Genomic DNA, 26,041 nt, shown 5'->3' with positions numbered 1-26,041 from the left:
AAAGGCTTTAGGGCATCTAATAGTTAGGAGTTGAAACCATTGAGAACACCGATTATCGCGGGTAACTGGAAGATGTTTAAAACCGTACCAGAAGCTAAAACCTTCATCGAAGAGATTAAAGGTAAAGCAGAGGTTGCAGGAGTGGAAAGTGTTATCTGTGCTCCATTTACTAATCTCCCTGCTCTGGTTGAAGCAGTAAAAGGCACAACTATTAAAATTGGCGCACAAAATCTGCACTTTGAAGAAGATGGTGCGTTTACTGGTGAAATCAGCGGCAGAATGCTGAAAGATCTGGGCGTAGATTACGTTGTGATCGGACACTCCGAGCGTCGTGAGTATTTCAACGAAACAGACGTAACGGTAAACAAAAAGGTTCATGCGGCATTCCGTCACGGCCTGACTCCGATCGTATGTGTAGGCGAAAAGCTGGAAGAACGTGAAGCGAATCAAACCAAAGAGGTTGTAAAAGTGCAAACTGTAGCAGCTTTTGCTGGCTTGGCCAAGGATCAGGCTGCACAAGTCGTTGTTGCTTATGAGCCAATCTGGGCGATCGGAACAGGAAAATCTTCCACTTCGCAGGATGCGAATGAAGTGATCTCCTATATCCGCAGTCTGATTAAAGAGCTGTATGATGAAAATACAGCCAATGCTGTACGTATTCAGTACGGTGGCAGTGTAAAACCTGAAAACGTTACTGAGTACCTGGGTCAAAGCGATATCGACGGCGCGCTTGTGGGCGGTGCCAGTCTTCAACCAGCGTCGTACATCGCGCTTGTTGAGGGGGCGAAGTAAGATGACAGCACCAAAACCGGTAGCTTTAATTATTATGGACGGATTCGGACTGCGCGACAACGTGGAAGGCAATGCGGTTGCACAGGCCAACAAACCGAATTACGACCGGTATTTAAAACAATATCCTCATGCAACGCTGACCGCTTCTGGTGAAGCAGTGGGTCTGCCGGAAGGTCAAATGGGTAACTCCGAAGTAGGTCACTTGAACATCGGCGCAGGCCGCACTGTGTATCAAGACTTGACTCGTATTTCGAAGTCCATTCGCGAGGGTGAATTCTTCGATAACGAAACTTTGGTTAAAGCAGTTCAGCATGCCAAGAAGAACAACACCAAGCTTCACCTGTACGGACTTCTGTCCGACGGCGGCGTGCATAGCCATATCAGCCATCTGTTCGCTATGCTGGACCTGGCTAAAAAAGAAGGATTAACCGAAGTGTACATTCATGCTTTCATGGATGGACGCGACGTTATGCCTGACAGCGGCGTAGGCTTCATGCAACAGCTGATCGCTAAAATTCAGGAAGTGGGCATTGGCAAAATTGCGACTGTACAAGGACGTTATTACGCAATGGACCGCGACAAACGTTGGGAACGTGTTGAGAAGTCTTACCGTGCAATCGTATACGGGGAAGGTCCTCAATATAATGACCCACTGGAAGCATTAAAGGAATCGTATGAAAAATCAGTGTTCGATGAATTTGTGGAGCCAACTGTTATTGTGAAGGCCGACGGAAGTCCTGTAGGGCTGGTTGAAAGCAATGACTCTGTTGTATTCCTGAATTTCCGTCCTGACCGTGCGATTCAACTGTCTCAAGTATTTACCAATGAGGATTTCCGTGGTTTTGACCGTGGGCCCAAATGGCCTAAGGATCTGCACTTTGTTTGCCTGACCTTGTTCAGTGAAACGGTTGGAGGCTTTGTAGCCTATGAACCGAAAAACTTGGATAATACGTTTGGCGAAGTGCTGGTACAAAACAACAAGAAGCAATTGCGTATTGCTGAGACAGAAAAGTATCCGCACGTTACTTTCTTTTTCAGTGGCGGACGCGATGTAGAGCTTCCTGGTGAAACTCGTGTTTTGATTAATTCGCCAAAAGTAGCTACGTATGACCTGAAGCCTGAAATGAGTGCGTATGAGGTTGCGGATGCAGCAGTGAAGGAAATCGAAGCTGACAAGCATGACGCAATCATCCTGAACTTTGCCAATCCCGATATGGTTGGACACTCCGGCATGCTGGAACCAACTATTAAGGCGGTAGAGGTGACGGATGAATGTGTTGGACGTGTTGTTGACGCGGTTAAAGCCAAAGGCGGCGTGGTTATTATCATTGCCGACCATGGTAACGCGGATATGGAAATTGATGAGCAGGGACGTCCGTTCACAGCTCATACGACGAATCCGGTTCCGTTCATTTTGACTGACGAAAATATCGTTTTGCGTGAGCATGGAATTCTGGCTGACGTAGCTCCAACGCTTCTGGATTTAATGCAACTTCCGCAACCTGCGGAAATGACAGGAAAATCTATGATTGCATCCCGCAAGTAAGCTTGATTTAATAAATATAGGCTTGGCCAATAAATTATGATTCACAAAGGAGATTAAGTACAAATGACTATTATTTCTGACGTGTACGCTCGCGAAGTCCTCGACTCCCGTGGTAACCCTACGGTTGAAGTTGAAGTATATCTGGAATCCGGCGCTATCGGTAGTGCCATCGTTCCTTCCGGTGCCTCCACTGGTGCTCACGAAGCTGTAGAGCTTCGCGATAACGACAAATCCCGTTACCTGGGTAAAGGTGTTCTGCAAGCTGTTAAAAACGTGAACGAAATCATCGCTCCTGAAGTGATCGGCTTGGATGCTTTGAACCAAGTAGAAATCGACACTTTGATGATCAAATTGGATGGTACACATAACAAAGGTAAATTGGGTGCAAACGCAATTCTGGCTGTATCCATGGCTGTAGCTCGCGCTGCTGCTGAAGCTTTGGGCTTGCCGCTTTATACTTACCTGGGTGGATTCAACGCCAAACAATTGCCAGTACCAATGATGAACATCGTTAACGGTGGCGCTCATGCCGACAACAACGTTGACGTTCAAGAGTTCATGGTTCTGCCTGTAGGCGCTCCTACTTTCAAAGAAGCTCTGCGTATTGGTGCGGAAATCTTCCACAACCTGAAATCTGTACTTAACTCTAAAGGTTTGAACACAGCTGTTGGTGATGAAGGCGGTTTTGCTCCTAACTTCAAATCCAACGAAGAAGCTCTGTCCACGATTATCGAAGCAATCGAAAAAGCCGGTTACAAACCAGGCGTTGACGTATTCCTCGGTATGGACGTTGCTTCCACTGAGTTCTACAAAGATGGAAAATACACACTGGAAGGCGAAGGGAAATCCTTCACTTCTGCTGAATTCGTTGACCTGCTTGCTTCTTGGGTTGATAAATACCCAATCATCACCATCGAAGATGGTTGCTCCGAAGATGACTGGGAAGGTTGGAAATTGCTCACTGAGAAACTGGGCAGCAAAATCCAATTGGTTGGTGACGACCTGTTCGTAACGAACACAGAACGTCTGGCTAAAGGTATCGAAGAAAACATCGGTAACTCCATCCTGATCAAAGTAAACCAAATCGGTACGCTGACTGAAACATTCGATGCTATCGAATTGGCTAAACGCGCAGGATACACAGCTGTAATCTCTCACCGTTCCGGTGAATCCGAAGACAGCACAATCGCTGATATCGCTGTAGCAACAAATGCAGGCCAAATCAAAACAGGTGCTCCTTCCCGTACTGACCGTATTGCGAAGTACAACCAATTGCTCCGCATTGAGGATCAACTGGGTGAACTGGCTCAATACCACGGCCTGAAATCTTTCTACAACCTGAAAAAATAATATTGCGTCAATATGCTAGCGGTGTTTCAAGCTTTGTGGTTTAAGATCATGAGGCTTGGACGCTCGAAGCTTTTACGCAATGATCCAACAGACCTGCTCGCTACTGTGAGCAGGTCTGTTTTTGTTATTTGCCTGTGTATACGTGTATATAAGTAGATGAGTATGCAGATGTATCTTTGTAAAGGCTTGATAGGAGTTAATCGTCATAGCTGGTTGTTATCTACTGGAAGCTGTGGTAAAATGAAAGTAGTGTTTTGCGTTAATTTCCGGCTATTCATAACATGATATGGACATGTTTTCATAAAAGAGGCTGTGTTGTTTTGCAAAACAGATGTATACGCTCAGGGAGGTGGGATTTTTCATGGAAATCTTTTTGAAAGTGCTACTCATTGTGTTCTCGATTGCTGTTATTGCGGTTGTTTTACTGCAAAAAGGGAAAAGTGCAGGTTTGTCCGGTGCCATCTCTGGCGGTGCTGAGCATCTGTTCGGCAAGACAAAAGCTCGCGGAATGGATTTGATTTTGCAACGCGTAACTGCTGTTTTGGGTGCGGGTTTTATGATTGTTTCCGTTCTGGTTGCATTTTTTGCAAAATAAGATAAGTATGTACCTTAAGCCTTCGTTTCACTGGAAACGGGGGCTTTTTTGGATTTTAGACAAGCAGGGATGCCGTCGATTAAATTCGTGTATACTAGGGTATGAGTATATAAGAGCCTTGTAACAGGAACAAGGAACATGCGGATTATTACTGAAAATTAAAGGTCGCCCGAGGTGGACAAAATTATGATAACAGAGCAACAACTACTTGATTTTATGCGAGAGACCGCATACAAGCCTATGACATACCAGGAGCTGGAGCAGCATTTTGACATTAAGGACGCAGAAGAGTTCCGCGAATTCCTTAAGCTCTTGAACGCATTGGAGGAAGACGGGAAAATTCTGCTGACCCGCACAAACCGTTACGGTGTGCCGGAGCGGATGGATTTGCAGCGCGGGCGCTTGCAGGCTCATGCCAAGGGCTTTGCTTTTTTGATTCCAGAGGATCGGGAGCACCCGGATGTATACATCCATGCTAACGACTTAAAGAGCGCGATGAATGGAGACACGGTGCTGGTAAGAGTGACGTCAAAGGGACCTGCGGGTGGCCGATTGGAAGGCGAAGTCGTGCGGATCGTGAAGCGCGCTGTGCTTCAAGTGGTGGGTGTGTTTCAGAGCCACGAAGCATACGGTTTTGTTTTGCCGGATGATAAGCGCATTAACCGGGATATTTTTATTCCAAAGGACAGCTTCAACGGAGCTGTGAACGGGCAAAAGGTCGTAGTGCGTATTGTGAGCTACCCGGAGGGACGGGCGGCGGCGGAAGGCGAAGTGCTGGAAGTGCTGGGTCACAAGGATGACCCGGGCGTCGACATCTTGTCGGTGATTCGCAAGCATCAGCTTCCGGAGGCTTTCCCCGATGAAGTGACAGCGGAAGCGGATCAGGCCCCCGACGCGATTACAGAAGAAGAAATTGTACGTCAGGGACGTCGCGATCTGCGTGACAAGATCATTGTTACGATTGATGGCGAGGACGCCAAAGATCTGGATGATGCGGTTAATGTAGAGCGCCTGCCGAATGGAAACTACCGTCTGGGCGTTCATATTGCCGACGTAGGGTATTATGTGCGTGAGAACTCCAAGCTGGATCAGGAAGCTTATAACCGCGGTTGTAGCGTGTATTTGGTCGACCGTGTCATTCCTATGCTTCCACATCGGCTTTCCAACGGGATTTGTTCTTTGAATCCGCAGGTGGATCGCTTAACTTTGTCCTGTGAAATGGAATTCAACGAGCATATGAAGGTTGTAAAGCATGATATTTTCACCAGTGTGATTAAAACGAAGGAACGAATGACATACACCAACGTTCGCAAAATCCTCGAAGAGGAAGATGCTGAGCTGCTGGAACGGTACAAAGATCTGGTAGAAGTATTCCGCACGATGAAGGAGCTGGCATTGAAGCTGCGTGCTAACCGGATGCGCCGGGGTGCGGTTGATTTCGATTTTGATGAAGCGAAAGTGATTGTGGACAATGAAGGTAAAGCCGTCGATATCGTTAAAAGAGATCGTACGATAGCCGAGCAAATTATCGAGGAATTTATGCTGGCAGCCAATGAAACCGTGGCCGAGCATTTCCACTGGCTCAAGGTGCCCTTCCTGTACCGGATTCATGAGGACCCGGACCCGGAGAAGCTGCAAAATTTCATGGCGTTTGCCGCTAATTTTGGACATCAGATCAAAGGCCGTGGGAATTCCATTCACCCGCGCGCGCTGCAAACCTTGCTGGAGGATATCGAAGGCACGAAGGAGCAGACGGTGCTTAGTACCATGATGCTGCGTTCGATGAAGCAGGCCAAGTATGATGCAGAGTCGACAGGGCATTTTGGACTGGCCGCGGAGTATTATTCTCATTTTACATCGCCAATTCGCCGTTATCCTGATTTGGTGATTCACCGTGTCATTCGTGAGGTATTGGAGAATGGCGGGGCTTTGACAGATGAGCGTCAAGAATATCTGACTGCACGCATGCCAGATATTGCACAGCAGTCTTCCGAGCGGGAACGTGTGGCTGTGGATGCAGAGCGCGACACAGAGCAAATGAAAAAGGCTGAATACATGCTGGACAAGGTTGGCGAGGAGTTCGAAGGCATCATCAGCAGCGTAACCAGCTTCGGTATATTCATCGAGTTGGACAATACGGTGGAGGGTCTGACGCGCTTGAGTGCGCTTACGGATGACTATTACCATTTTGACGAGCAGCATATGGCGCTAATCGGTGAGCGCACTTCCAAGGTATTTCGCATCGGAGATGAGGTCAAGGTTCGTGTCGCCCGCGTCAATATGGAGGATTACACGATTGACTTCGAGCTTGTCGATATGAAGCAGCGGCAACGCCGTGAGCGGACGGGCGGCTCGGGACAAGGCGGAGGCTTTGCGCGTGGCGAAGGCCGCGGTAAAGGCCGCGAAGGACGTGACCGCAAGGGCGGCAAGGACAAGGCTGGCAGAGAGCGTAAAGGCGGTCGTGAGGCGGCTGGGAAGCCTAAAGAGGCCGGTAGCGGAGGCATTAGCACTACAGGCCGCACAGGCCGCGGTGGTGGAAACGGAGCCGGAGCCGGCTCGGCAGGCAGCTTTGGCTTTGGCAGTGGCAAGGGCGGATACAATTCGCCAGCAACGGGTGCAAGCAAGCGACGGAAGAAGACGTCTGCTAGCGGGATTTTCATCGGCGGCGCAGCTACGCCAGGGAATGATGCCAAACCAGGCGGTGAAGGTGCTGGGCGTCGCAAGCGGAAGAATAAGGGCGGTGGGGGTGGTAATAGCACCGCTGGATTTGTGAGGAAAAAGAAGAAGTAAGCCCAGATAGACTGTTTGTTAGATGGCTGGGACTTTTGTGTCAGGGTAAAACTGATTTGAAGGTATGTATGAGGGTGGCTTCCGTCTGTTGTGATTAGATGGAGGCCACTTTGTTTTTGAAGTATATACATCATATGAATCTGTGAGTATTGGAGTGAGGGCTTGTCTTTCTTGCTTTTACCGTCTGAATTTTGTTACAATATGTTTCTAGGCGGAGCTTTGTAGCCATCGGATGCAATGCTTGGATTTAGAAGTTGATTATGTTATTCAAAGGAGTGGTATTCATGGGTAAGAAGGCAGACGGGAAAGTGCTCGCCCAGAACAAAAAAGCTTCCCATGACTATTTTATTGAGGACACCTACGAGGCGGGCATGGTGTTAACGGGGACGGAAATTAAGTCTCTGCGGAATGGTCGCTCTAATATAAGCGATGCTTTTGCTACGATCCGTAATGGTGAAATTCATATTCACAATATGCATATCAGCCCTTTTGAACAAGGTAATCGTAACAATCCGACCGATCCGACGCGCACGCGTAAGCTGCTGCTGCACAAAGAGCAGATTCGCAAGCTTATCGGTCTGTCCAAACAGGAAGGCTACACGATCGTGCCGCTGAAGATTTACGTGCGGAACGGCTATGCCAAGCTGCTGCTTGGATTGGGTAGAGGTAAAAAGCAGTATGACAAGCGAGAAACAGCTGCCAAACGTGATGCACAGCGTGATATCCAACGCGCTCTGCGTGAAAAGCAAAAAATTGCGAGATAGGTTGCTGAAAATATTGTGTATGGTACAAATTACGTGGATAAGCTACTTGTTCCTGTAATGGTGCTATTTTATCGAGCTGAAATGGCTTCATTCCGTTTCGTTATGACATGTAATATGGTATACTAACGAAGTAGTAAGTTTTCAATGTATTTTGTATTTAACTTGGTTCGACTGTTGAATCTCAGGATTCAGCTTCCGATATTATGCATGCTTATGCTCCGGTATTTCCGGTTATCCGTGGAGCCCTTTTATAATAAGGGGGCGTTTATGGATTCGACGGGGATAGTTCGAGCATGGGTAGCGGGTAGTGGGGACGCGTCCGCTTCATCAACGCTAAAGCCTATTAAACGGCAAACAACAAAACAACTACGCTTTCGCAGCTTAATAACCTGTGAGCGTGCTCCTCTCCTGCATCGCCCATGTGCCGGATGTAGGGGCTAACCTATAGTGGGATACGCTGCCACATCTCCGCCTGGGGTGTGCTGAAGAAGACAATCAGGCTGACCCAACGTACAGCCGGTTACGGGGCGGTACTCGGGTGACATCAAAACTGTGACTACACCCGTAGAAGCTTATGTGTCGTTATCTTCGGACAGGGGTTCGACTCCCCTCGCCTCCATTATGTATTATGAAAAAAGCGACCGTAATTGGTCGCTTTTTGTTTTTCCAGCTGATATTGAAGCTATACTGGATTAATTTGATGCTCAATTATTGGGGTAGCACTCTACTAATGAAGATAAATAAATTCATCTGTACGTATCATAGAATCGATGAATAATCCCCGGAAAAAAATCTAGCATGGACTTTCTCTAACTCCTGTATCAAACCTAATGTTTCTTCGTAGGCTCCGATCTCTTTCAACAGTTCAACATCCTTGATTTTATAGACTGAAACTGACCAATGCTCGTTATGCTTACTGCATATATCGCTATTTTTCTTCAATTCATTAAACCTAGCTTTGCTTAATTGTTTAGGATATGGATCCCAATTTCTAGTGATGTTTAAATGCTCAAACATCGATAACTCATCAGAAATGAAAGCAATCGAAGAATGGGGAGCTCCGGAATCGTCATAATAAAATTCATATTTACAGAGAGAAAGATGATTTAATACTTTGCTTTCTTCACATTCATAACTAAGTTGATTTAAGTAACCTTCAATTTTGGGGCTAACATATAGTCGATTAAATTGGAAGGGGTCTAATTCTTGATACATTCTGTACATGCGCCCCTCCCAATCGTAATTTTTAAAATAGTAGATTCCGAATTCAGCATAATAAATACTATTCTGAGTTCCTTTATCGTATTTAATTGTACGTTTTAATTTGTCAAAATTATTACCCCACACCTCTTTCCAGAACTCTTGGCAGGATTCTCCATCGGAATCTTCTTCATTCCTGTACTCCATGCATGTTGTAAAAGCATAACAGAAAGTGTAAATAGGAATGTGAAGGAAACGGACCCATTGTGAATCTTGGAGGACAAGGTTTCCAAAGACAATCTCGCAAAGAACAGGATCGTTTTTCAGATAGTGATTGTATATATCGCTTGATAAAAATTCCGAGGCACGGATCACAGGTTCATCTAAATACATGAATGAACCAAAAGTTTCAGCACAGAAATCAATTAGGTTAGTAAGTTCTGAATTTGTGTTTTGTTGGAGTAAATGTTGAATTATTATTATACATAAACTGCTTTCCACATCAGGAAGATTCCCAAGGTCATGCAATGCTGCGAGAGACAGTGTAATTGATTCCTTTGTTTGCAAATAGTTATGAATATAGTGAATGCGATTGTTTTTAAATATTCTTCTTAGTTCTTTTTTTAGAGAGGGTTGAAGATCGCTCTCAATTATAAATTCTGAAATCTGCCCATCATCAAGGGGGATTTCATTTGGGCCGAAAAGCCAATTTTCTGCGTCTTCTTTTACCATTTCTAATAATTGTTCTTTTTCATCTCTATATATATTGTTGTCAGTTTTAACTATACTTTCTTTTTGCACTAATATCGGCTTCCGGCCGCATAAAGAGGATATCTTCTCTCCAAATTGATTGGTGTATCGAAGGCCAAAATGATTGAGTATTTCCGGAATATTATCAACAAGCATATCAAGTTCAATATCCATACATAAATCATCAAGTAATTCTATTTCAGCCAACAAGATAGCTTTTAATTCTTTTTTTATTTTTGGGAAATAATTGTCATGGTAAACGCTATACTCATCTGGAAACACTTCCTGAAATTTTTCTATAGCCATGTAATGATACACACTAAACGCTTCTTGGTAAAATTGATTTATAATATTTCTACCATTGAAATGCATTCCTTTTTTTATGCATCGAAATATAATATCAGGTAAGTTATGAAGATCCATATACTGCGCTTCTATATTTCCATGTCCCATAGTTAAACAATAATTATTAATTTCACTTTCCAAAAAATTAAAGAGTGTGGGATGTAAATGAGAATCACAACAATGGAGCATTTGAAAGAACCTATGAAGTTCTTCTTCCCCATTAGGTAAATCATCTAATCCATCAGATTCCCAATTCCAACTGCCATCAGGTTCGGTATAACAATAAGGATAATCTACATAATGTAATATACATTGTTGCTCTAGCATTTCCGTAATTTGTTTGCTAGAGTTCTTAGAAAAATGTTCAAGTAGAAACTGAAGTTGATTGTAAAAAGCACAGCATTGTATAAGCTCAGGAATAAACTGTTCAGTATTTTCTTGAATATAGGAATATAGAAAATCTTGTACAGAGGGCATATTGAACTTCAACAAAATTTCGTCTTCTTCATCACTATAAAAGGACTTAATCATTGTTTTTTCAAGTTCGGAGATACTGTCACTTAGCTTCTTTATCCCCATCCGGTTTGAACGAGTAGCTATATATTGTGCATAGCAGCGTTTCATGTCTTCCAGATTCATGGGTGTTGAAGAAATTAGCAAAAGCAGGGCTACAATCTGTGCCTCTTGACTAAGTTCTAAAAAGATATCCTCCCAGAATGCGCCAGGGTTATCGAAATAATCACATAGTTCAAAAAAACACTCTTCTGCGGAAGTCTCTTTATCGGGTTCTTTGTTTAGATAGAGTGCAAGTACCCGGGGGTTATAATTATCATGGTTTATTATTTGCCCACAATTGTGAAAAAGATAAGTAACATGTTCATACTTTAGGTTTGAGGCGTAAAGATGTTGAAATAAAATGTTGGCCTTTTCAGCATCATTATATTTCTCCATCGTACATATCATGGCATATTGTTCTAGCGTTTCCTTCAACATAGGTTGTTTTTGAAGCCCTTGACGAAGAATGTATTCCCTTGTTGTTAAGATGAGACGCTTGTTCTCTCCATAGTCTATTATACGTTGGATCAGTTTAATAAGACGACTTTCATCTTTCCTACTAGTGTTTTCATTATGAAAAATACTTCCCCAGAAATCATCTAAAATAATGACTTGTTTCCTATCGTCCTCTAGCATGTTATAAATATCCTCAATAGAATTTCCCCATATGAATCCGTCTAAATCTTCTGGTTGCAAATATGCCAGTGCCAAAAGATAAGCTATCGTGGTCTTTCCAACACCTGGTTCTCCAGAAATTACAATTACATGATTATGTGACCATTTTTGTAATGCTTCGCGATAGATTTGCGTAGGGGCGAATTTAGTAGATGCCTTTATTGCTTCTTTGAGCTCTTCAGCCGATTCCCTGTATAATGAGCGGTGTATGGACTTTAGAAGGATTTTTTCTAATACATTAATACTTGGTGACCAAAGTTTAGGATGTGCCCACTCTACCCAATGATAATCTGGTTCTTCCAATAGCCGATTAATATCTGTCCTGCTTAAAATATCATTAGTACTTCTAATAGACTTTTCAAACAAATCTATAATTTGTTCTTTTTCGCCAGGTTGAAAATCAAATGACACCCCCAAAATATATCGGTCAGGATTTAACTTACGCACCTTTGGTAGCTCGGAATTTTTTAAACTACTGAAAAGTTGTTTGAAATCTTTGTAGCGTTTTGCCTGAATAATAGTCTTCTTGTCGTGATTTATATAGGAACCATCAATGCCTGAATCACGCCCTTCCTTGTACATTTCAACAAAAAAGCCTTCCCTGACTTGAACTACATCACAAACGAGCTTTTCAAATTCGAGTGGTTCCAACAGTTCATGAAAGTTGTATTTCGGCATAACTATTCCTCCGGTTTCCTTGAGAAGCACATATAGTAATTTTACATTTATGAATCCAACTTTCAACCTACGTAGAACATAGAGGCCCCAAACTGTGACTACACCCGTAGAAGCTTATGTGTCGTTATCTTCGGAAAGGGGTGAGTTCTTCTTATATTCAACGGGCCGGGCGAAAAAGGCCTTTTCAATGCAGTTTTACAAGATGTCTTCTTTCGGGAAAGGTTAAAGGCGAAGGGGGATCAAACTAGTATTTATGTTTTTGCCTACCAAGTAGCACGATAGCCATAATGGTAATCGAAGGAGGAAGGTCGTCCATACCATTTATATCTCTCTATCATAGATTATAGTATCTCATATATGAAGGAGTTGATAAAAAATGGCACAAATTCTAGCTTATAATGTAAGTGAGCCAACACGGGTTACGGATGGTGCAGCGATTCCGATTCCAGCTACTCCGGCGGGTGTAGGAATTGCTGTATTCAACTTGGTAATTCCAAGCGTTCCCAACTTTGTAGAGCTGAAAGCGGTGGTAGGTATTCGCGGAGATGTGAATACGGGCAGTGTTTTATTCCGGATTTTCCGTGATGGGGAAGTTATTTCCTATTCGCGAGAAGGATTTGAATCCGCTGGCTCCGAACAATTTTATTTGGTTCCCATACAAATGGTCGATCCTAATGTAACACCGGGGGCTCACGCCTATACGCTGTCTGTTGAGAATTTAACGGCTGGTACTACCGCAACGGTTATCGGTCCGATTGTTTTCAGCGGCTTGGCAGTATCTCCTTAATCTAGGTTAGAGCTGTCTAGGAAAACAGAAATCTTCGTTTCCTAGGCAGCTCTTTTTAGAGTGTATGAAATCTGGCTCTTTTAACTACCATCCGCTTACAATCTGAATGAAAGCACAACATAATAGCTGATTACGATGTAAGCATTGGATACAATAGTCATACTGGAAAAATATCGCAGGGGCATAACCCAAAGTGGCCTATTGTTTTATCGTCCATAATCGGTCGCTCTAGCTTACGTCTCCTTTACCCTTGGCATATTCTACATACAGGGTTTTTAAGAGTGTAAGCTTGCCTCTATTTATACCACTAGAAAAAGCGACCAAGATAGGTCGCTTTTTTTGTATCTTCTTATCATTAAATTGCCACACAATACTTCTTAATCAATTCGGCCAATTCCTCAAATACGTGTTTGTGATTGACCATGTAGAAAGATGACCAATACGGTGAAGGCTGTGCGTTTGTCAGCGTTGTGAAAGGGGGAATTCTGCTCTAACGCCTCAATAAAGCGGTTGACTTTCCCTCCTGTCTCCAGTTTCCCTTAACATGTAGGTGGATCGCTTCCATCTTTACTTCCTCTGCATACGTCTTAAACTTTTGACCTTTTATCGCTATGAAAAATGCACTGGTTAGTGGCAAATTTCCGCCCGTAGGGATATTCATCCAATTAATTTTTAGTAAAAATGAACCGGGAATTATCTCCTAATATACACCGCAATTTAGGACGTTGAAAGGAGGGGGATATTGACGAATGCTGACGAATTAGTTCGAAATTATGGGAAAGAGTCTTATATAATACTAATTTCTCCCCCTTGAAGATTATTGATAGACGCTGTAGTTTGAATGTAAGTCTTATTAGTTTGCCTCATGTATTGTGACTTTTTTCTCATTATAAGGTTTGTATAAATGTTTCATTCATATGATTACACGGGGGAGGTGAATCGAGAAACTTGACGGCTTTTTGATAACGGTTCAATGGTGTATGCAACAAATCAAAATTGGGAGGATTGGAAATGAAAAAGAGGATTTCAAATGTAATGAGTATTGTTTTATTGTTTTCTCTTGTAATATCTTTATTAGGATTGCAAAGTACTACAACTTATGCTGCCGGTCTTTCGATCACCGACGGTGGAGGCTGGAATGAAACTGCGTATGTAAAATGGTCACCTGAAAGCAATGCGGAGGGATATAATGTATATGTTAAACCTGTAAACGCGTCAGATTCTTACTATAAACAAATTGATAGTGAATTGATCCGAAAATACCCTTCCTATTGGAGAGCTGATGCCGTAGGTCTTGCAGCTGGAGATTATATCATGAAAGTTGAAGCCAGGCTGTCAGGCGGATCAACGGTAAGTGCTGTTTCCAATAAGCTATCCGTAGCGTCACATGATAGATCCGGATTTGCTTTCTCATCAAAATCGCAGTATGGCACGGGCTCGGGTGCTTATAATGAAGACGGAACACTTAAGAATGGCGCCCAAGTTCTTTATGTAACATCCAAGACTGCACAAACAGTGACCCTCGATGTGAAAACCAACAGCTCAGGTCGTGTTCAAACAGGTGTTGGTCTGGGCGAGATTTTGGCATTAAGACAAAAAGGCTATGATACAACACCACTTGCAATCAGATTTATTGGAAAAGTTACAGAAGACGACATGAAAGGACAACTTAATAGCAGTGGATATCTTCAAGTAAAAGGCAAAAAAAATTATTCGGAAATGAATATGACGCTTGAAGGTATCGGGAACGATGCTTATGCTTACGGATGGGGAATACTTCTTAGATATGTCGGAAATGTGGAAGTCAGAAACCTGGGTGTGATGTTGTTCCCTGACGACGGTATTTCAATGGATACAGGAAACGCCAATGTTTGGGTGCATAATAATGATATATTCTACGGATCTGCTGGAGGAGATGCTGACCAAGCAAAGGGCGATGGTTCCACAGACCTTAAAAAAGGATCGACGTATATTACAATCTCTTATAATCACTACTGGGATTCAGGAAAAGCGGCTCTGGTCGGCTTAAGTGAATCGTCAGAATTCTTTGCCACCTTCCACCATAACTGGTTTGATCATTCGGACTCCCGTCATCCACGTATAAGAGTGGCATCTGTGCATGTATATAATAACTTCTTTGATGGAGTCTCAAAATATGGTGTCGGTGTTACAATGGGAGCTTCAGCCTTTGTAGAATCTAATTATTTTAGACATGCTAAATACCCAATGCTGAGTTCCTTGCAAGGTACGGATGCTTTAGGGGAAGGTATATTTTCAGGCGAAAACGGAGGTGTGATTAAGGCCTACAACAATAGTATAGTTGATGCTGCCAGTCTGATTTATGCCAACTCCAATAACGGGACAGCTCCGGCCAATAAAAACTCCTTTGATGCGTACTTAGCTTCGTCGAGAAATGAAACCGTACCAAGCTCATACAAAGCGTTAAAAGGAGGAACAGCTTATAACAACTTTGATACAAGCGTCGATACTGGAGTGAATGGTGCTGACATTGATAACGTAAACGATGTTGGACAAATTGTTACTGCAAAAGCTGGACGCCTGAATAACGGAGACTTTACATGGAAATTTGATAATTCTATTGATGACACGTCACATGTGCTTAATTCAGCTCTAATGGCTAAAATAAGAAGTTACACATCTCAACTTGTATCTGTAGGGGGGAATTCAGTCCCAACGGAGCCAACACCGACTCCTATTCCAGAACCAACCCCGGGTCCAACTCCAGAACCAACACCAGAGCCAGCACCAACGCCTATTCCAGAACCGACACCGGAGCCAACACCGACTCCTGTTCCGGTACCAACACCTGGAGAACAAGTTCATAACTTCACCATAGCTGGAACTAATAGCGACTTCTTTGATATTAAGGGGAATCTTTCGGCAAACAAGGGAACTGTGGAGTATAAGAGTTTGACTCTGACTCAATGCCTAAAAATCGAGAGCTCAACCAGTATTGGGTTTACGACTACGGAAGCTTCAACATTAACATTAGTGTTTAATTCAGCAGACGGAACAAAAATCAAGGTTGATGGAACCAGTTATCCAATGACTGATGGTATTGTCAGCGTATCACTTGCTCCTGGCGCACATACCATTACAAAAGATAGTCCTGCAAATCTTTATTACATGGAATTGAAATAGATTATCTGATAAGACAGAGATCAAAACACAATTCAAGTTTAAGTGACCAGTTGCCGGAATTGAACCGGCGACTGGTTTATTTAGCTTTGTTTGCATGTGAATTGATTTGCACATGTTTACCGACAGGCTGCTCTATCGCTTCTTGAACGAACGTATAAAAGTCCGACCGTGTGAGGTCAGGCTTTTGTCTATGCGATTGTATAACTCTATTTTGCATGCTTATCCGGCTGATGAATACCAAAAATATTTCCTTCTGTGTCAATGTAATACCCTTGCCACGCCATTCCGGGCAGTGCATGCTTTGGCAGTGCAATTTTGCCTCCAAGATTAAGAATTTTAGTTTCAGTAGAATCGTAATCTTCCACTCCCATAGTGCATGCATAACCATTCATAGCCTGACCAGGTTGGGGGGAAGCGCCTTGACGTTGCATCAAAGCCCCGTTGATTCCGGGTTCATTTGCATCGCCTGTCATAGCTCCAAAATAAGGCGTTCCAGCATAGTCACTCCAATCCTCAAATGTCCATCCGAATACCTCGCCATAGAACTTCTTGGCACGCTCTATGTCATCTACATGAATTTCGAAATGAACTAATCGGCCCATGATTTCCTCCTATGTTTTGACATCCTGCATTTTTCTAATATTATGCTTCCCTATTTCGCTGAATATATAAAATTTAATTGAAAAATAAAAATCGATTGGGGTTTTGAGTAAGAGCCAAAGAGGTGAAAATAACGACAGGAAACAAACACGATAAGGCCTGCTCCCAACCAAAACGAACAAGTTGTTTGATGGAGAGTCGATATTTCAGATTACAGCATCTGTGTCGCGAAGTGAATGAGGCCAGTCGCCTTCCCAACGGTATTTATCTTTTAAAATTCTGGCACTCAATTCCAAACAAATATGCACTACCAGGTTTGGATAAAGTTGTTCCATTCTTGCTATTAGGTCGGCAGAATCTGTTGATTCTACGAGATGATGCATAAAATCTTTTAAATAACATCGTGTAAATTTGATACCATCCGGATTGTAAGGTCTGTCATTTGGAGCATGTCCAGGGATAATGACTTCTGGCTTCAATGCTTCTAATGTGTCGAGGTTATCAAGCCATGCTTGTCGATCCTCCGGGAATCGAGCATCAGCTACCCAAAGATGTGCATCGGAGAAAACCAGATCACCAGCGACTAGAGTTTTAATGGATGGAATCCACAAAATGGCTTCATGTTCAGCGTCGCCTCGCATTAATCCCAGGATGTCTATTTGTTCACCATCAACTGTGAGATGCGGTTCTTCTATGCGTTCAATATTTACCACTGTTTTAGAGCCGTTATGACCTAGGACCTCAGTTCCCCAGTAATCGATTTTGAAGCTGAAAGCCTCATTAGCTTCTTCAGCTACTTCTTTGTATGCCATTACGCGTGCGTCTGGAAAGGCTTCTTTTATTACACCCAATCCTAGATAATGATCTGGGTGAAAATGACTGATAAAGATTTGTTTTAGTTCACGACCTGTTTCAAGAATCTCAGCCACTAAACGAAGTGCATTAGAACGGCTAAATTGAGCATCGAAGAGTAACGCTTCAGTAGGACCATATATAATAGTCGAGCTTACACCGAACCCATCATGTTGATCGCTACTAATAAATACTTTTGTTTGTAACTGGTTTGTCATGTTGCATACCCCTTTCTTTCGGTTAGTAGTTCGTAAGAAAAAACATGAATTGTAACTTCTGCCTACTTTTGCGAGTTGTCACTAATAATATTACACCTTTTTCCAACAGAAATGTTTAAAGATTCTCATAATGTTGTGTGAAGCAATCCAAGGTCGATCTTTTTTTGAAAAAGTATTGACACGGAAAGAAATAAATGATATCTTTATATCAAGATAAATAAATTAAAGATATAACCAATCAAAAACTTTGAATTTGGAGGTATACACATGATTGCAATTTTAGAAAGAATTAATCAGCTTGCCAAAAAAGCAAACGAAGTCGGATTAACTGAAATTGAAAAGACTGAACAAACCGATCTTCGCAAAGAATACCTTCAAATTTTTCGGGGTTCTGTAAAAAGCATTCTCTTGAATGCTACGATCTATGATCCAAATGGAGATGATGTTACTCCTCAAAAACTAAGAAGAGAGCAGGCACAATTAGTTAAAGAATGAATTTAATTTTTGTCTAATATCTTTAATTAAGCAATCTTAAAACAAATATAATTGGAGGATGATTTTATGTTGGCAAGTGGATTGTTACTGGTACGTTTGGTGGTTGGATTGTTATTGGTAGGGCACGGAGCTCAGAAACTTTTTGGCTGGTTTGGCGGCTATGGTCCAAAAGGTACTGGCGGTTGGATGGAATCAATCGGAATTAAGCCCGGAGTATTCATGGCAGTGTCAGCCGGGTTGATGGAATTGCTGGGAGGAGCTCTATTTGCTTTAGGACTGCTCACTCCGCTGGCTGCACTCTTCATTACGGCAACTATGCTCGGAGCGATTTTCAAAGTACATGGACCAAATGGAATCTGGGCAACAGCTAACGGCTATGAATATCCGCTAGTTCTTATTGCCATCGTAATCGGTATTGCGTTGACAGGGGCAGGCTCATATTCCATCGATGCAATACTTAAATAAAGCGTGAATGCAGGCTATTCAAAATGACCAACGACGAAAAACAAAGGTTTCTACAATTAAAGGAGGGTTTTATATGTCACTTCAAACTACAGGTATCCATCATATTACAGCTTTTGCCGGTAATCCGCAGGAAAATGTCGACTTCTATGCCAGCATCCTTGGACTTCGGTTATTGAAAAAAACAGTCAACTTCGATGCTCCTGAGGTTTACCACTTGTACTTTGGTAACGAGGCAGGAAGCCCTGGAACCATCATTACATTTTTTCCTGCACCAGGAACCCCCAAAGGGCGAATCGGAGGTGGCCAGGTGGGCATTACCTCGTATGTAGTACCGCCAGGTTCACTTGATTTTTGGCAGCATCGTTTGGAAAGCTTTGATATTCAAGTTACGAAAACGAGCCGTTTTTCTGAACAATATCTTCAATTCGAGGATAATGAGGGTCTACGTCTTGAGCTTGTCGAACGTGAAGCGGGAGCGAACAGTACTTGGTCTTATAGTGGTATTTCGGCCGATAAAGCAATTAAGGGATTTGGGGGTGCTGTACTATTTAGCGTCAACCCACAGAAAACGATGGATGCATTGGAAAGCATACTCGGGTTTACGAAAATCGATGAAAACGCCGAATATGCCCGTTATCAGTCCGTAGGAGAAATCGGTAACATAGTGGATGTTCCGCTCGCGAAAATGGGTTTAGGCTTTGGTGGAGCAGGCACGGTACATCACATTGCATGGCGTGCAAAAGATTTCGAACAACATGAAGACTGGAGAAACACAGTCCAGAATTATGGATATCAAGCGACTCCAATCATAGACCGCCAATATTTTAATGCCATATATTTCAGAGAAGCGGGCGGTATACTCTTTGAAATTGCTACAGATCCACCGGGATTTGCCAACGATGAACCTGCTGAAGCTTTGGGGCAGAAATTAATGCTGCCAGAGTGGTATGAACCAGAGCGGGCTCAAATCGAGGCGAACTTGCTTCCTATTGAAGTGAGAGCATTAACAGGAAAATGAAGAACACCCTTAGGGGTGTTTTTTCGTTTGGACATATTGCTTGATAACCTTAATTTTCTCCTCAGTAAAGACCCCTGAATCCAGCAAGTCCAGAATGGAGAGCACACTGCCGCGGGAACCCCAACTGCCTTCTTCAATGACCTGAAAAGATACCCACCAAGTCGGGGATGGTTCCGGTACTCCCAATACTTTAGTCAAACTGCCAAGAATATTCTCAAGCACTTCTTTGCGGATGTCGTTAGGCCAGTGACCATCCATCACCAGAACATTGACAGTAATTACATCACGTTCAGGCTGATCCGACAGCAATTGCCCGCCAATTGCCATGTAATCTGTTGGATGTTCGGTGAAATGGACCTGGAACCCATCTCTTGCTGGCGGACAATATTGACCTACTTCTGGAACGAGAACTGCATCCGTCAAACCCTCTGCCAAAAGCCGACGCTGTTCAAGTGTTATACGGCCTGCTGGATAGTTGACATTGATTATGGTCATGGTCTGAGATCTCCTTATTGAGGTTTAACCAAGCAATGCCTTTGAATTCTTTATGATATATGTACCCAAGGCTTCATCTCGGCAAGCTCATTGATATTTTGTTGATATCGTTAATATAAAACGGCGTAAAACCCCTGTCAACATTAATTATTATAATAATATATATTTTTATAATATATAGATTGGGTGTGAAGCTGGTTCAAATGGGCTATAATTATGTCTAATCTAATGAAAGCATGACATAATACGGAGATTTGCTAGAGGTACTAGGAGGCATAATATATAATGGCGAGACAGTCAGGGAAAACCAATACAATGTTTGCGGTATTAGGCATTCTGAGTCTGGGTCCTCATACCGGTTATGATATAAAGCAACATATGGAGCAAAGTACTAGCTATTTTTGGAATGAGAACTATGGCCAGATCTATCCCAGCCTGGCAGAACTACTGGATCGAAAAGACATTGCAGTCGAGGTCATTCGCCAGCAAGGAAAGCCTGACAAGAAACTCTACAGCATTACCGATCAGGGAAGGCAGACGCTATCAGACTGGCTTTCCCAGCCTATGGAGCATATGGTGATGCTTAAAAAAAATGAGCTGCTGTTGAGGGTGTTTTTTGGCGGCAATTCTTCGCCTGAAACGATTATAAGGCACATACAGGAATATAAAGAAAAGCTAATGGAAAGCTTGCATATTTTTGAAGAGCTTGAACGTTGGCTTATCAATGTAGAGCATAAAGACCATAATCATAAGTATTGGATGATCACAATGAGCTATGGTAAAAGTCAGTTTAGCAGTTTAATTAGCTGGTGTGATGAAAGCATTAAAGTATTGAGTTCTTAGAGCCTCGACTCCTCCTCCATAAAGCTGCTTGCCAATTGGGCTTGCATCCTTATGGAGGAGTCTTTCTATTATTCCACCAGCTTTTCAGACTTCAGCAGCATTTCTCGCAGCACGTGAGCGACTCGGCTTTTTCGGTTCGCTGCTTTCCTTTTAATCAGGTTCAATGATTCTTGGTAAGCTGGATTATTTTTTTGATAAAAGAACTGCTTGGCTGCCAAACGCAGTGTCCTTCTTAACAGCAGGGATGATGAGCGTGTCAGCTTGGAACGGAATCCCCTGTGTAATACTCGTAGTGTACTTTTGTAGATTTCCAAATCCGCGGATGGGGGTACAAGGGCGAGCAGATTTAAGGAGGAATCATTGAATCCGTAGGTTTCAAACATGATTTTCAAATTTTCCGTATTTAAAACGTTCCCCCTAAGGTAGGTTGGATGTTCTTGGTGATATCCGACAACCTCTTTGATGGAATAGAAAGGAACCCTTAGTCGATGTAGCCGGTAGCCAAGGTCCCAGTCTTCGAGTCCATAGAGTACAAATCGTTCATTAAAGCCGCCAATACGGATCAATTGGCTGCGCCTGATGGATACACAACGTGTAATCAGGAGCAGCCAAGGAGCTACATCTGTAGTGGCGAATTGCTTTTTAATATTGGGGGGAACTCTGGTGGGACTAACTAGTTTAGACAAAACACCCGTTTGATGAAGGATATCTTCCGGGGTTATGATCGGAATAATTTCATTTGCTGCTTCAAAGTCGGGATTCCATAAGCCTGATTGTGTAAGTATGCTCCGACAATGCTCTTTTTCTTCTGGAGAAAAGTCAGGGTGATAATGGGTAAAAGCATCGTCCCACGAGTGAGGAATGCCTGAAAGCACGGATTTGGGATATTTGCGGTGATAACGGCTCACGATTCTAATGAAATCAGGTAACACCAAAAAGTCAGCGTCGCAGAAAATGATGTATAGCCCTTTTGCACGGCGCAGTCCCAAATTTCGAACGGCAGATCGACCGCGTTGTTCCGGATGGGACACATAGATAAGAGGATAGGATGCTTTGAAGCCTTCGACCATTTCTTTCGTTCCGTCTGTAGAACCATCATCAGCTACAATGACTTCGAATAGGTGCTTTGGATAGGTTTGCGTTTCAAATGAAGCGAGTGTGAGCAGCAGCTGCTGGACTCGATTATAGGTTGGAATGATGACGCTGTAGCGGATAGCCAATGTGATCTCCCCCCCACCATTTATTTTAAGAAACGCTCGAACAGGATAAATAATAACAATGTATTCAATGAGTCTAGTGTGGTCTGGTCAAACACCCCTCCAGTCTCGAAACAGGCTTGGTCTTGTTGCGGATGTTAAGACTACATGATGGGACTAGCTTTTGGAATATTGCTGTGAAGAACAAATTTTCCCGGATTTGATGTATGATATGGTGGGATGTAGTCCTTTTGGAGGAGGTCATCATGGGAATTTTGTCGAGGTTTAGGGATATTATGAAGGTGAATGTCAACGCCATATTGGATAAGGTGGATGATCCAGAGAAGATCATTGACGATTATATGCGGAATTTGAACAGTGATCTGGACAAGGTGAGAGCGGAAACCGCCTCCGTACTGGCCGATGAGAGAAGGGCGAAAAGAGCATGGGATGAATGCAGAGCCGAGATTAATAAGCTCCAGCATTATGCCAGTAAGTCCGTGGAAGCTGGAAATGAAGAGGAAGCTCGAAAGTTTCTGGAGAGAAAAGGTTCGCAGGCGTTGAAGCTGGAACAATTACAAGCCTCCTATGACTTAGCTTCGGCAAACGCCGCAGGCATGAAACAAATGCAGGATAAGCTGGTGTCCGATATGGGGCAACTGGAAGCACGGCGTGCCGAGCTTAAAGGGAAAATGGCGGTTGCCAAAGCACAGCAAGCCTTGAACTCCATGAGCAGCCAGGATTCTGTTTTTGAAGCGATGGAAGAGAAGGTGAACAGGGCGTATGATGAAGCAATGGCTTTAGCCGAGCTTCGGGCAGAAACAAAGGACAACCTGGATAACTTATTTGCGCAATATGAGAAGAGTACGAACGCTGAAGATGAACTGGCTGCAATCAAAGAGAAAATAAACCATAAGGAATCATAACAGTTTCTACAGATAGAGGTGAGCAGATGCCGGTTATCGAATACAAATGTCCCAACTGCGGTAGTGGCATGGTCTTTGACGGTGAGACAGGAATGTTATCCTGTCATAGTTGCGGGAGAGAGGACAATATTGAATCCATACCTGATCCTCTGACGAATCTTATTTTTTCAGAAAATGAGGTTCAGGAGTATCATTGCAATAACTGCGGAGCAGTGATTATGACTGAAATGGAGACGAGTGCAACGGTGTGCAGCTTTTGCGGTTCAGCCGTAGTTCTCGGTGATCGACTGACCGGGGAGTTGGCTCCGGCGCAGGTGATTCCTTTTTCGATCAGCAAGGAAGAAGCCATAGATGCTTTCAAAAAATGGTGCAAGAATGGCCGGTTGACGCCGAACCGGTTCATGACAGCAGATCGGATCAAGGGGATAACCGGGATGTATGTGCCCTTCTGGTTATATGATTTACATAATAAAATTGAGGCTCATGGCGAGGGGATTAAAGTACGAACCTATACGAGCGGGGATTACGAGTATAAGGAAACGCAGCATTTTGATGTATATCGGAAAATCCGCCTGAATTATGTGAAGGTTCCGATTGATGCTGCGGAGAAAATGAATGACGAGCTGATGGATAAATTGGAGCCGTTTCCTTACGATCAGCTTAAACCCTTTAAAACGCCATATCTGGCGGGCTATATTGCGGAGAAGTACAGTTATAACGAAGAGGAGCTTTTCCCACGAGTGAAAGACAAAGTGAAGGAATATATTGATTCTTATATTCAATCTACGGTGTCAGAGTACACGGCCGTGAACTATACGGAAAAGCAAATTGATACTACATTAAAGCAAGCGGATTATGTCCTGCTCCCGGTATGGGTCATACACTATGATTACAACCAAATGGAGCATACGTTTGCGATGAACGGCCAGACGGGTAAAGTAGTTGGTAAGCCTCCGATTAGCAAGTTCAAGGTGACGGCCTGGTTTGCAGGTATTTTCGGCATTTCCCTCCTTTCATTGAGGTTAATCACTTGGGTGATCATGGGAGGGGGATCTTAGTGAAAAGACTGAGAGCGATTGTTGTCATTTCGTTGTTATTTGCTGTTTTTCTGGCTGTTCCGATGGAAATGAAGGGCGAAGCAGCTACGACAGACATGAAGCCGCTGATTTATGATGAAGCAGGACTGCTTAATCAGGAAGAGTATGACGTGTTGAACACGATGGCTAATCAGTACGGAGCCGAAAGAGAAACGGACATTATTATTGTTACTACCAATAACCCCGACAATAGAGATGTTAAGAAAATGACGCAGGATTTTTATGATGATCATGGACCGGGGTATGACAGGTCACATGGGAATGCGGTCATTTTGACGATGGATATGAGGAATAGAGAGGTGTACCTAGCCGGGTTTTATAAGGCAGAGCGGTACCTGGATGATGATAGACTAGATAAAATACGCTATGAGATTACCCCGTATCTGACGAACGGCAACTATGGACTGGCATTTCAAAAGTATATTTTGGGTGCGCACAGATATTTGGCCATCCGCCCAGGGGTGAATCCGGACAGTATATTTTTTAAAGGCTGGCTTCATTTGGCGATTGCACTGGGATTGGCGGCCATGATCGTCGGCAAGATGGTTTCCAATTCCGGGGGTCGGGTTACGGTAAATCGGCAGACCTACGAGGATGCAAGCACTTCAGGGGTTCTGGAGCATCGGGATCAGTACCTTCACACAACGACAACGAAGCGGAAGATTGAGAAGAGCAGCAGTAGCAGCAGCTCAGGCGGTGGTGGGGGCACCACCAGTGGCGGTCATTCGCATAGCGGCAGCAGGGGATCATTTTAACTGAAGGGATGGATGCAGCATGGGGTTCTTTAGAAACCAATTTGCGAATGTTGTAGAGTGGGAAGAATTCAGAGATGATATGATTTTTTGGAAGTGGAGCAATCGTGAGATTAAAAAAGGCAGCAAGCTGGTTATCCGCTCCGGTCAAGACGCGATTTTTGTAAATAACGGCAAGATTGAGGGGATTTTTGAGAATGAGGGGTCGTATAGCATTGACTCTGACATTATCCCGTTCCTGTCTACATTAAAAGGGTTTAAGTTTGGCTTTAACAGCGGCATGAGGGTGGAGGTTTTGTTCGTTAATACGAAGGAGTTCACCGTCAAATGGGGGACGCAGAATCCAGTGCTGATCCCGACTCCCCAGCTTCCGGGCGGTATACCTATTCGTGCCAATGGCACATTTAACTTTAAAGTGAACGATTATGTCACGCTCATCGATAAGATCGCCGGGGTAAAAGAGAGCTATCTGGTTGAGGATGTGAAGATTCGGATTACTTCTGTGCTGGATCAGCTGTTAATGAAGTGGATCAGCAGAGAAGGGAAGGACATGTTTAACCTGCAGGCGAATGCTTCTGATATATCGAAGGGGATTCAAGAAGACCTGGACATGCAAGTGATGGACAACGGCATGACAATTACCGGTTTCCATGTGATGAGCTTCAACTATCCGCAAGAAATCCAGGATATGATTACGAAGACAGCTTCTCATGAAATGATCGGTAATCTGCAAAAATATCAACAGGTGACGATGACGGATGGAATTGCATCTGGCAACATAAAAGGCGGCGGAGCAGCTTCGGATATGGCGAGTATGATGATGGGGATGAATATAGCGAATGAAATGATGAAAAATGTGAACCCAAGCCAGCAGCCTCCGGCTGAGACTGGGCCTGTATCTGAAGTCCCCACTCCTTCTGGCGATCATAAAAAGCCTAATTTTTGCCCAAATTGCGGTACAAAAAACGAAGGAGCTAACTTCTGTCCGAATTGTGGGCAGAAATTGAGCGTGTAGCCCTTGTGGTTAGTCTCAAAAAGCAATGGATCATTTATCGTGAAGAAAAGAGTGAGTTTCGAGGTTTAGATTGGCCCCGA

21 protein-coding genes and 1 other RNA gene are annotated in these 26,041 nt (G+C 43.5%); 17 read left to right on the top strand and 5 right to left on the bottom strand.

The features are described from left to right. Positions 1–39 precede the first annotated feature (39 nt). From tpiA to ssrA, 7 genes are all read left to right on the top strand, one after another. Entirely contained in the window at positions 40–792 is a 753-nt protein-coding gene (tpiA, locus tag KQI_RS0120000) for a triose-phosphate isomerase (RefSeq protein WP_010348654.1), read from the top strand. A 1-nt stretch (position 793) separates the two neighbouring features. Continuing rightward, the gene (gene gpmI / locus KQI_RS0119995; RefSeq protein ID WP_010348653.1) at positions 794–2,338 is read left to right on the top strand and encodes a 2,3-bisphosphoglycerate-independent phosphoglycerate mutase; all 1,545 of its coding nucleotides are present in this window, start codon (positions 794–796) and stop codon (positions 2,336–2,338) included. Between the two features lie 63 nt (positions 2,339–2,401). Continuing rightward, on the top strand, positions 2,402–3,688 hold the full coding sequence (eno, locus tag KQI_RS0119990; protein WP_010348652.1) for a phosphopyruvate hydratase: 1,287 nt from the start codon (positions 2,402–2,404) through the stop codon (positions 3,686–3,688). Between the two features lie 361 nt (positions 3,689–4,049). After that, positions 4,050–4,283, top strand: a complete 234-nt coding sequence (gene secG, locus KQI_RS0119985; protein WP_010348651.1) for a preprotein translocase subunit SecG — start codon at positions 4,050–4,052, stop codon at positions 4,281–4,283. A 186-nt stretch (positions 4,284–4,469) separates the two neighbouring features. After that, entirely contained in the window at positions 4,470–7,073 is a 2,604-nt protein-coding gene (gene rnr, locus KQI_RS0119980) for a ribonuclease R (protein WP_010348650.1), read from the top strand. 284 nt (positions 7,074–7,357) lie between these two features. Next, positions 7,358–7,837 carry an SsrA-binding protein SmpB gene (gene smpB / locus KQI_RS0119975; protein ID WP_007428162.1) on the top strand — a complete coding sequence of 160 codons (480 nt, stop codon included), beginning with the start codon at positions 7,358–7,360 and terminating at the stop codon, positions 7,835–7,837. 257 nt (positions 7,838–8,094) lie between these two features. After that, positions 8,095–8,459, top strand: a transfer-messenger RNA (tmRNA) gene (gene ssrA / locus KQI_RS28110). Between the two features lie 137 nt (positions 8,460–8,596). Here ssrA and KQI_RS0119970 read toward each other — a convergent pair. Continuing rightward, positions 8,597–12,040 carry an nSTAND3 domain-containing NTPase gene (locus tag KQI_RS0119970; protein ID WP_010348649.1) on the bottom strand — a complete coding sequence of 1,148 codons (3,444 nt, stop codon included), beginning with the start codon at positions 12,038–12,040 and terminating at the stop codon, positions 8,597–8,599. A 376-nt stretch (positions 12,041–12,416) separates the two neighbouring features. Between KQI_RS0119970 and KQI_RS0119965 the strand changes: the two genes are divergently transcribed. Together KQI_RS0119965 and KQI_RS0119960 are read left to right on the top strand one after the other, a co-directional pair. Beyond that, positions 12,417–12,827 carry a hypothetical protein gene (locus tag KQI_RS0119965; protein ID WP_010348648.1) on the top strand — a complete coding sequence of 137 codons (411 nt, stop codon included), beginning with the start codon at positions 12,417–12,419 and terminating at the stop codon, positions 12,825–12,827. Between the two features lie 1,011 nt (positions 12,828–13,838). Beyond that, the gene (locus KQI_RS0119960) at positions 13,839–15,989 is read left to right on the top strand and encodes a pectate lyase family protein (RefSeq protein ID WP_010348647.1); all 2,151 of its coding nucleotides are present in this window, start codon (positions 13,839–13,841) and stop codon (positions 15,987–15,989) included. Between the two features lie 206 nt (positions 15,990–16,195). Here the strand turns inward: KQI_RS0119960 and KQI_RS0119955 are convergent, their stop codons facing one another. Beyond that, the gene (locus tag KQI_RS0119955; protein ID WP_010348646.1) at positions 16,196–16,591 is read right to left on the bottom strand and encodes a VOC family protein; all 396 of its coding nucleotides are present in this window, start codon (positions 16,589–16,591) and stop codon (positions 16,196–16,198) included. Positions 16,592–16,795: 204 nt separating this feature from the next. Next, positions 16,796–17,659 carry an MBL fold metallo-hydrolase gene (locus KQI_RS0119950; RefSeq protein WP_010348645.1) on the bottom strand — a complete coding sequence of 288 codons (864 nt, stop codon included), beginning with the start codon at positions 17,657–17,659 and terminating at the stop codon, positions 16,796–16,798. A 267-nt stretch (positions 17,660–17,926) separates the two neighbouring features. Between KQI_RS0119950 and KQI_RS0119945 the strand changes: the two genes are divergently transcribed. From KQI_RS0119945 to KQI_RS0119935, 3 genes are all read left to right on the top strand, one after another. After that, the gene (locus KQI_RS0119945; RefSeq protein ID WP_010348644.1) at positions 17,927–18,154 is read left to right on the top strand and encodes a DUF896 domain-containing protein; all 228 of its coding nucleotides are present in this window, start codon (positions 17,927–17,929) and stop codon (positions 18,152–18,154) included. Positions 18,155–18,220: 66 nt separating this feature from the next. Beyond that, on the top strand, positions 18,221–18,619 hold the full coding sequence (locus KQI_RS0119940) for a DoxX family protein (protein ID WP_010348643.1): 399 nt from the start codon (positions 18,221–18,223) through the stop codon (positions 18,617–18,619). A gap of 73 nt (positions 18,620–18,692) precedes the next feature. Next, entirely contained in the window at positions 18,693–19,637 is a 945-nt protein-coding gene (locus tag KQI_RS0119935; RefSeq protein ID WP_010348642.1) for a ring-cleaving dioxygenase, read from the top strand. A gap of 9 nt (positions 19,638–19,646) precedes the next feature. On the opposite strand, the gene KQI_RS0119930 is transcribed toward KQI_RS0119935, so the two are convergent. Continuing rightward, positions 19,647–20,132, bottom strand: coding sequence for a tautomerase family protein (locus KQI_RS0119930; protein WP_010348641.1), 486 nt, complete (start codon positions 20,130–20,132; stop codon positions 19,647–19,649). A gap of 285 nt (positions 20,133–20,417) precedes the next feature. Between KQI_RS0119930 and KQI_RS0119925 the strand changes: the two genes are divergently transcribed. Further along, on the top strand, positions 20,418–20,975 hold the full coding sequence (locus KQI_RS0119925) for a PadR family transcriptional regulator (RefSeq protein WP_010348640.1): 558 nt from the start codon (positions 20,418–20,420) through the stop codon (positions 20,973–20,975). A gap of 68 nt (positions 20,976–21,043) precedes the next feature. On the opposite strand, the gene KQI_RS0119920 is transcribed toward KQI_RS0119925, so the two are convergent. After that, positions 21,044–22,195 (bottom strand): glycosyltransferase, encoded by a 1,152-nt coding sequence (locus KQI_RS0119920; RefSeq protein WP_010348639.1) that lies wholly within the window; start codon positions 22,193–22,195, stop codon positions 21,044–21,046. Positions 22,196–22,437: 242 nt separating this feature from the next. On the opposite strand from KQI_RS0119920, the gene KQI_RS0119915 reads away from it, so the two are divergent. From KQI_RS0119915 to KQI_RS0119900, 4 genes are read left to right on the top strand one after another with little or no spacing between them, the layout of a single operon-like run. Further along, a complete protein-coding gene (locus KQI_RS0119915; protein ID WP_010348638.1) occupies positions 22,438–23,097 on the top strand; it encodes a PspA/IM30 family protein in 660 nt (219 codons plus the stop codon). Positions 23,098–23,123: 26 nt separating this feature from the next. Continuing rightward, positions 23,124–24,155, top strand: a complete 1,032-nt coding sequence (locus KQI_RS0119910) for a TFIIB-type zinc ribbon-containing protein (RefSeq protein WP_010348637.1) — start codon at positions 23,124–23,126, stop codon at positions 24,153–24,155. Next, complete coding sequence (locus KQI_RS0119905) at positions 24,155–24,949, top strand: TPM domain-containing protein (RefSeq protein ID WP_010348636.1); 795 nt, start codon at positions 24,155–24,157, stop codon at positions 24,947–24,949. The genes KQI_RS0119910 and KQI_RS0119905 overlap by 1 nt, the downstream gene beginning before the upstream one ends. 19 nt (positions 24,950–24,968) lie before the next feature. Then, a complete protein-coding gene (locus tag KQI_RS0119900; RefSeq protein WP_010348635.1) occupies positions 24,969–25,961 on the top strand; it encodes an SPFH domain-containing protein in 993 nt (330 codons plus the stop codon). Positions 25,962–26,041 lie beyond the last annotated feature (80 nt).

Source organism: Paenibacillus peoriae KCTC 3763 (assembly GCF_000236805.1).
GTDB lineage: Bacteria > Bacillota > Bacilli > Paenibacillales > Paenibacillaceae > Paenibacillus > Paenibacillus peoriae.
This window is presented reverse-complemented; position numbering and strand designations above follow the sequence as displayed.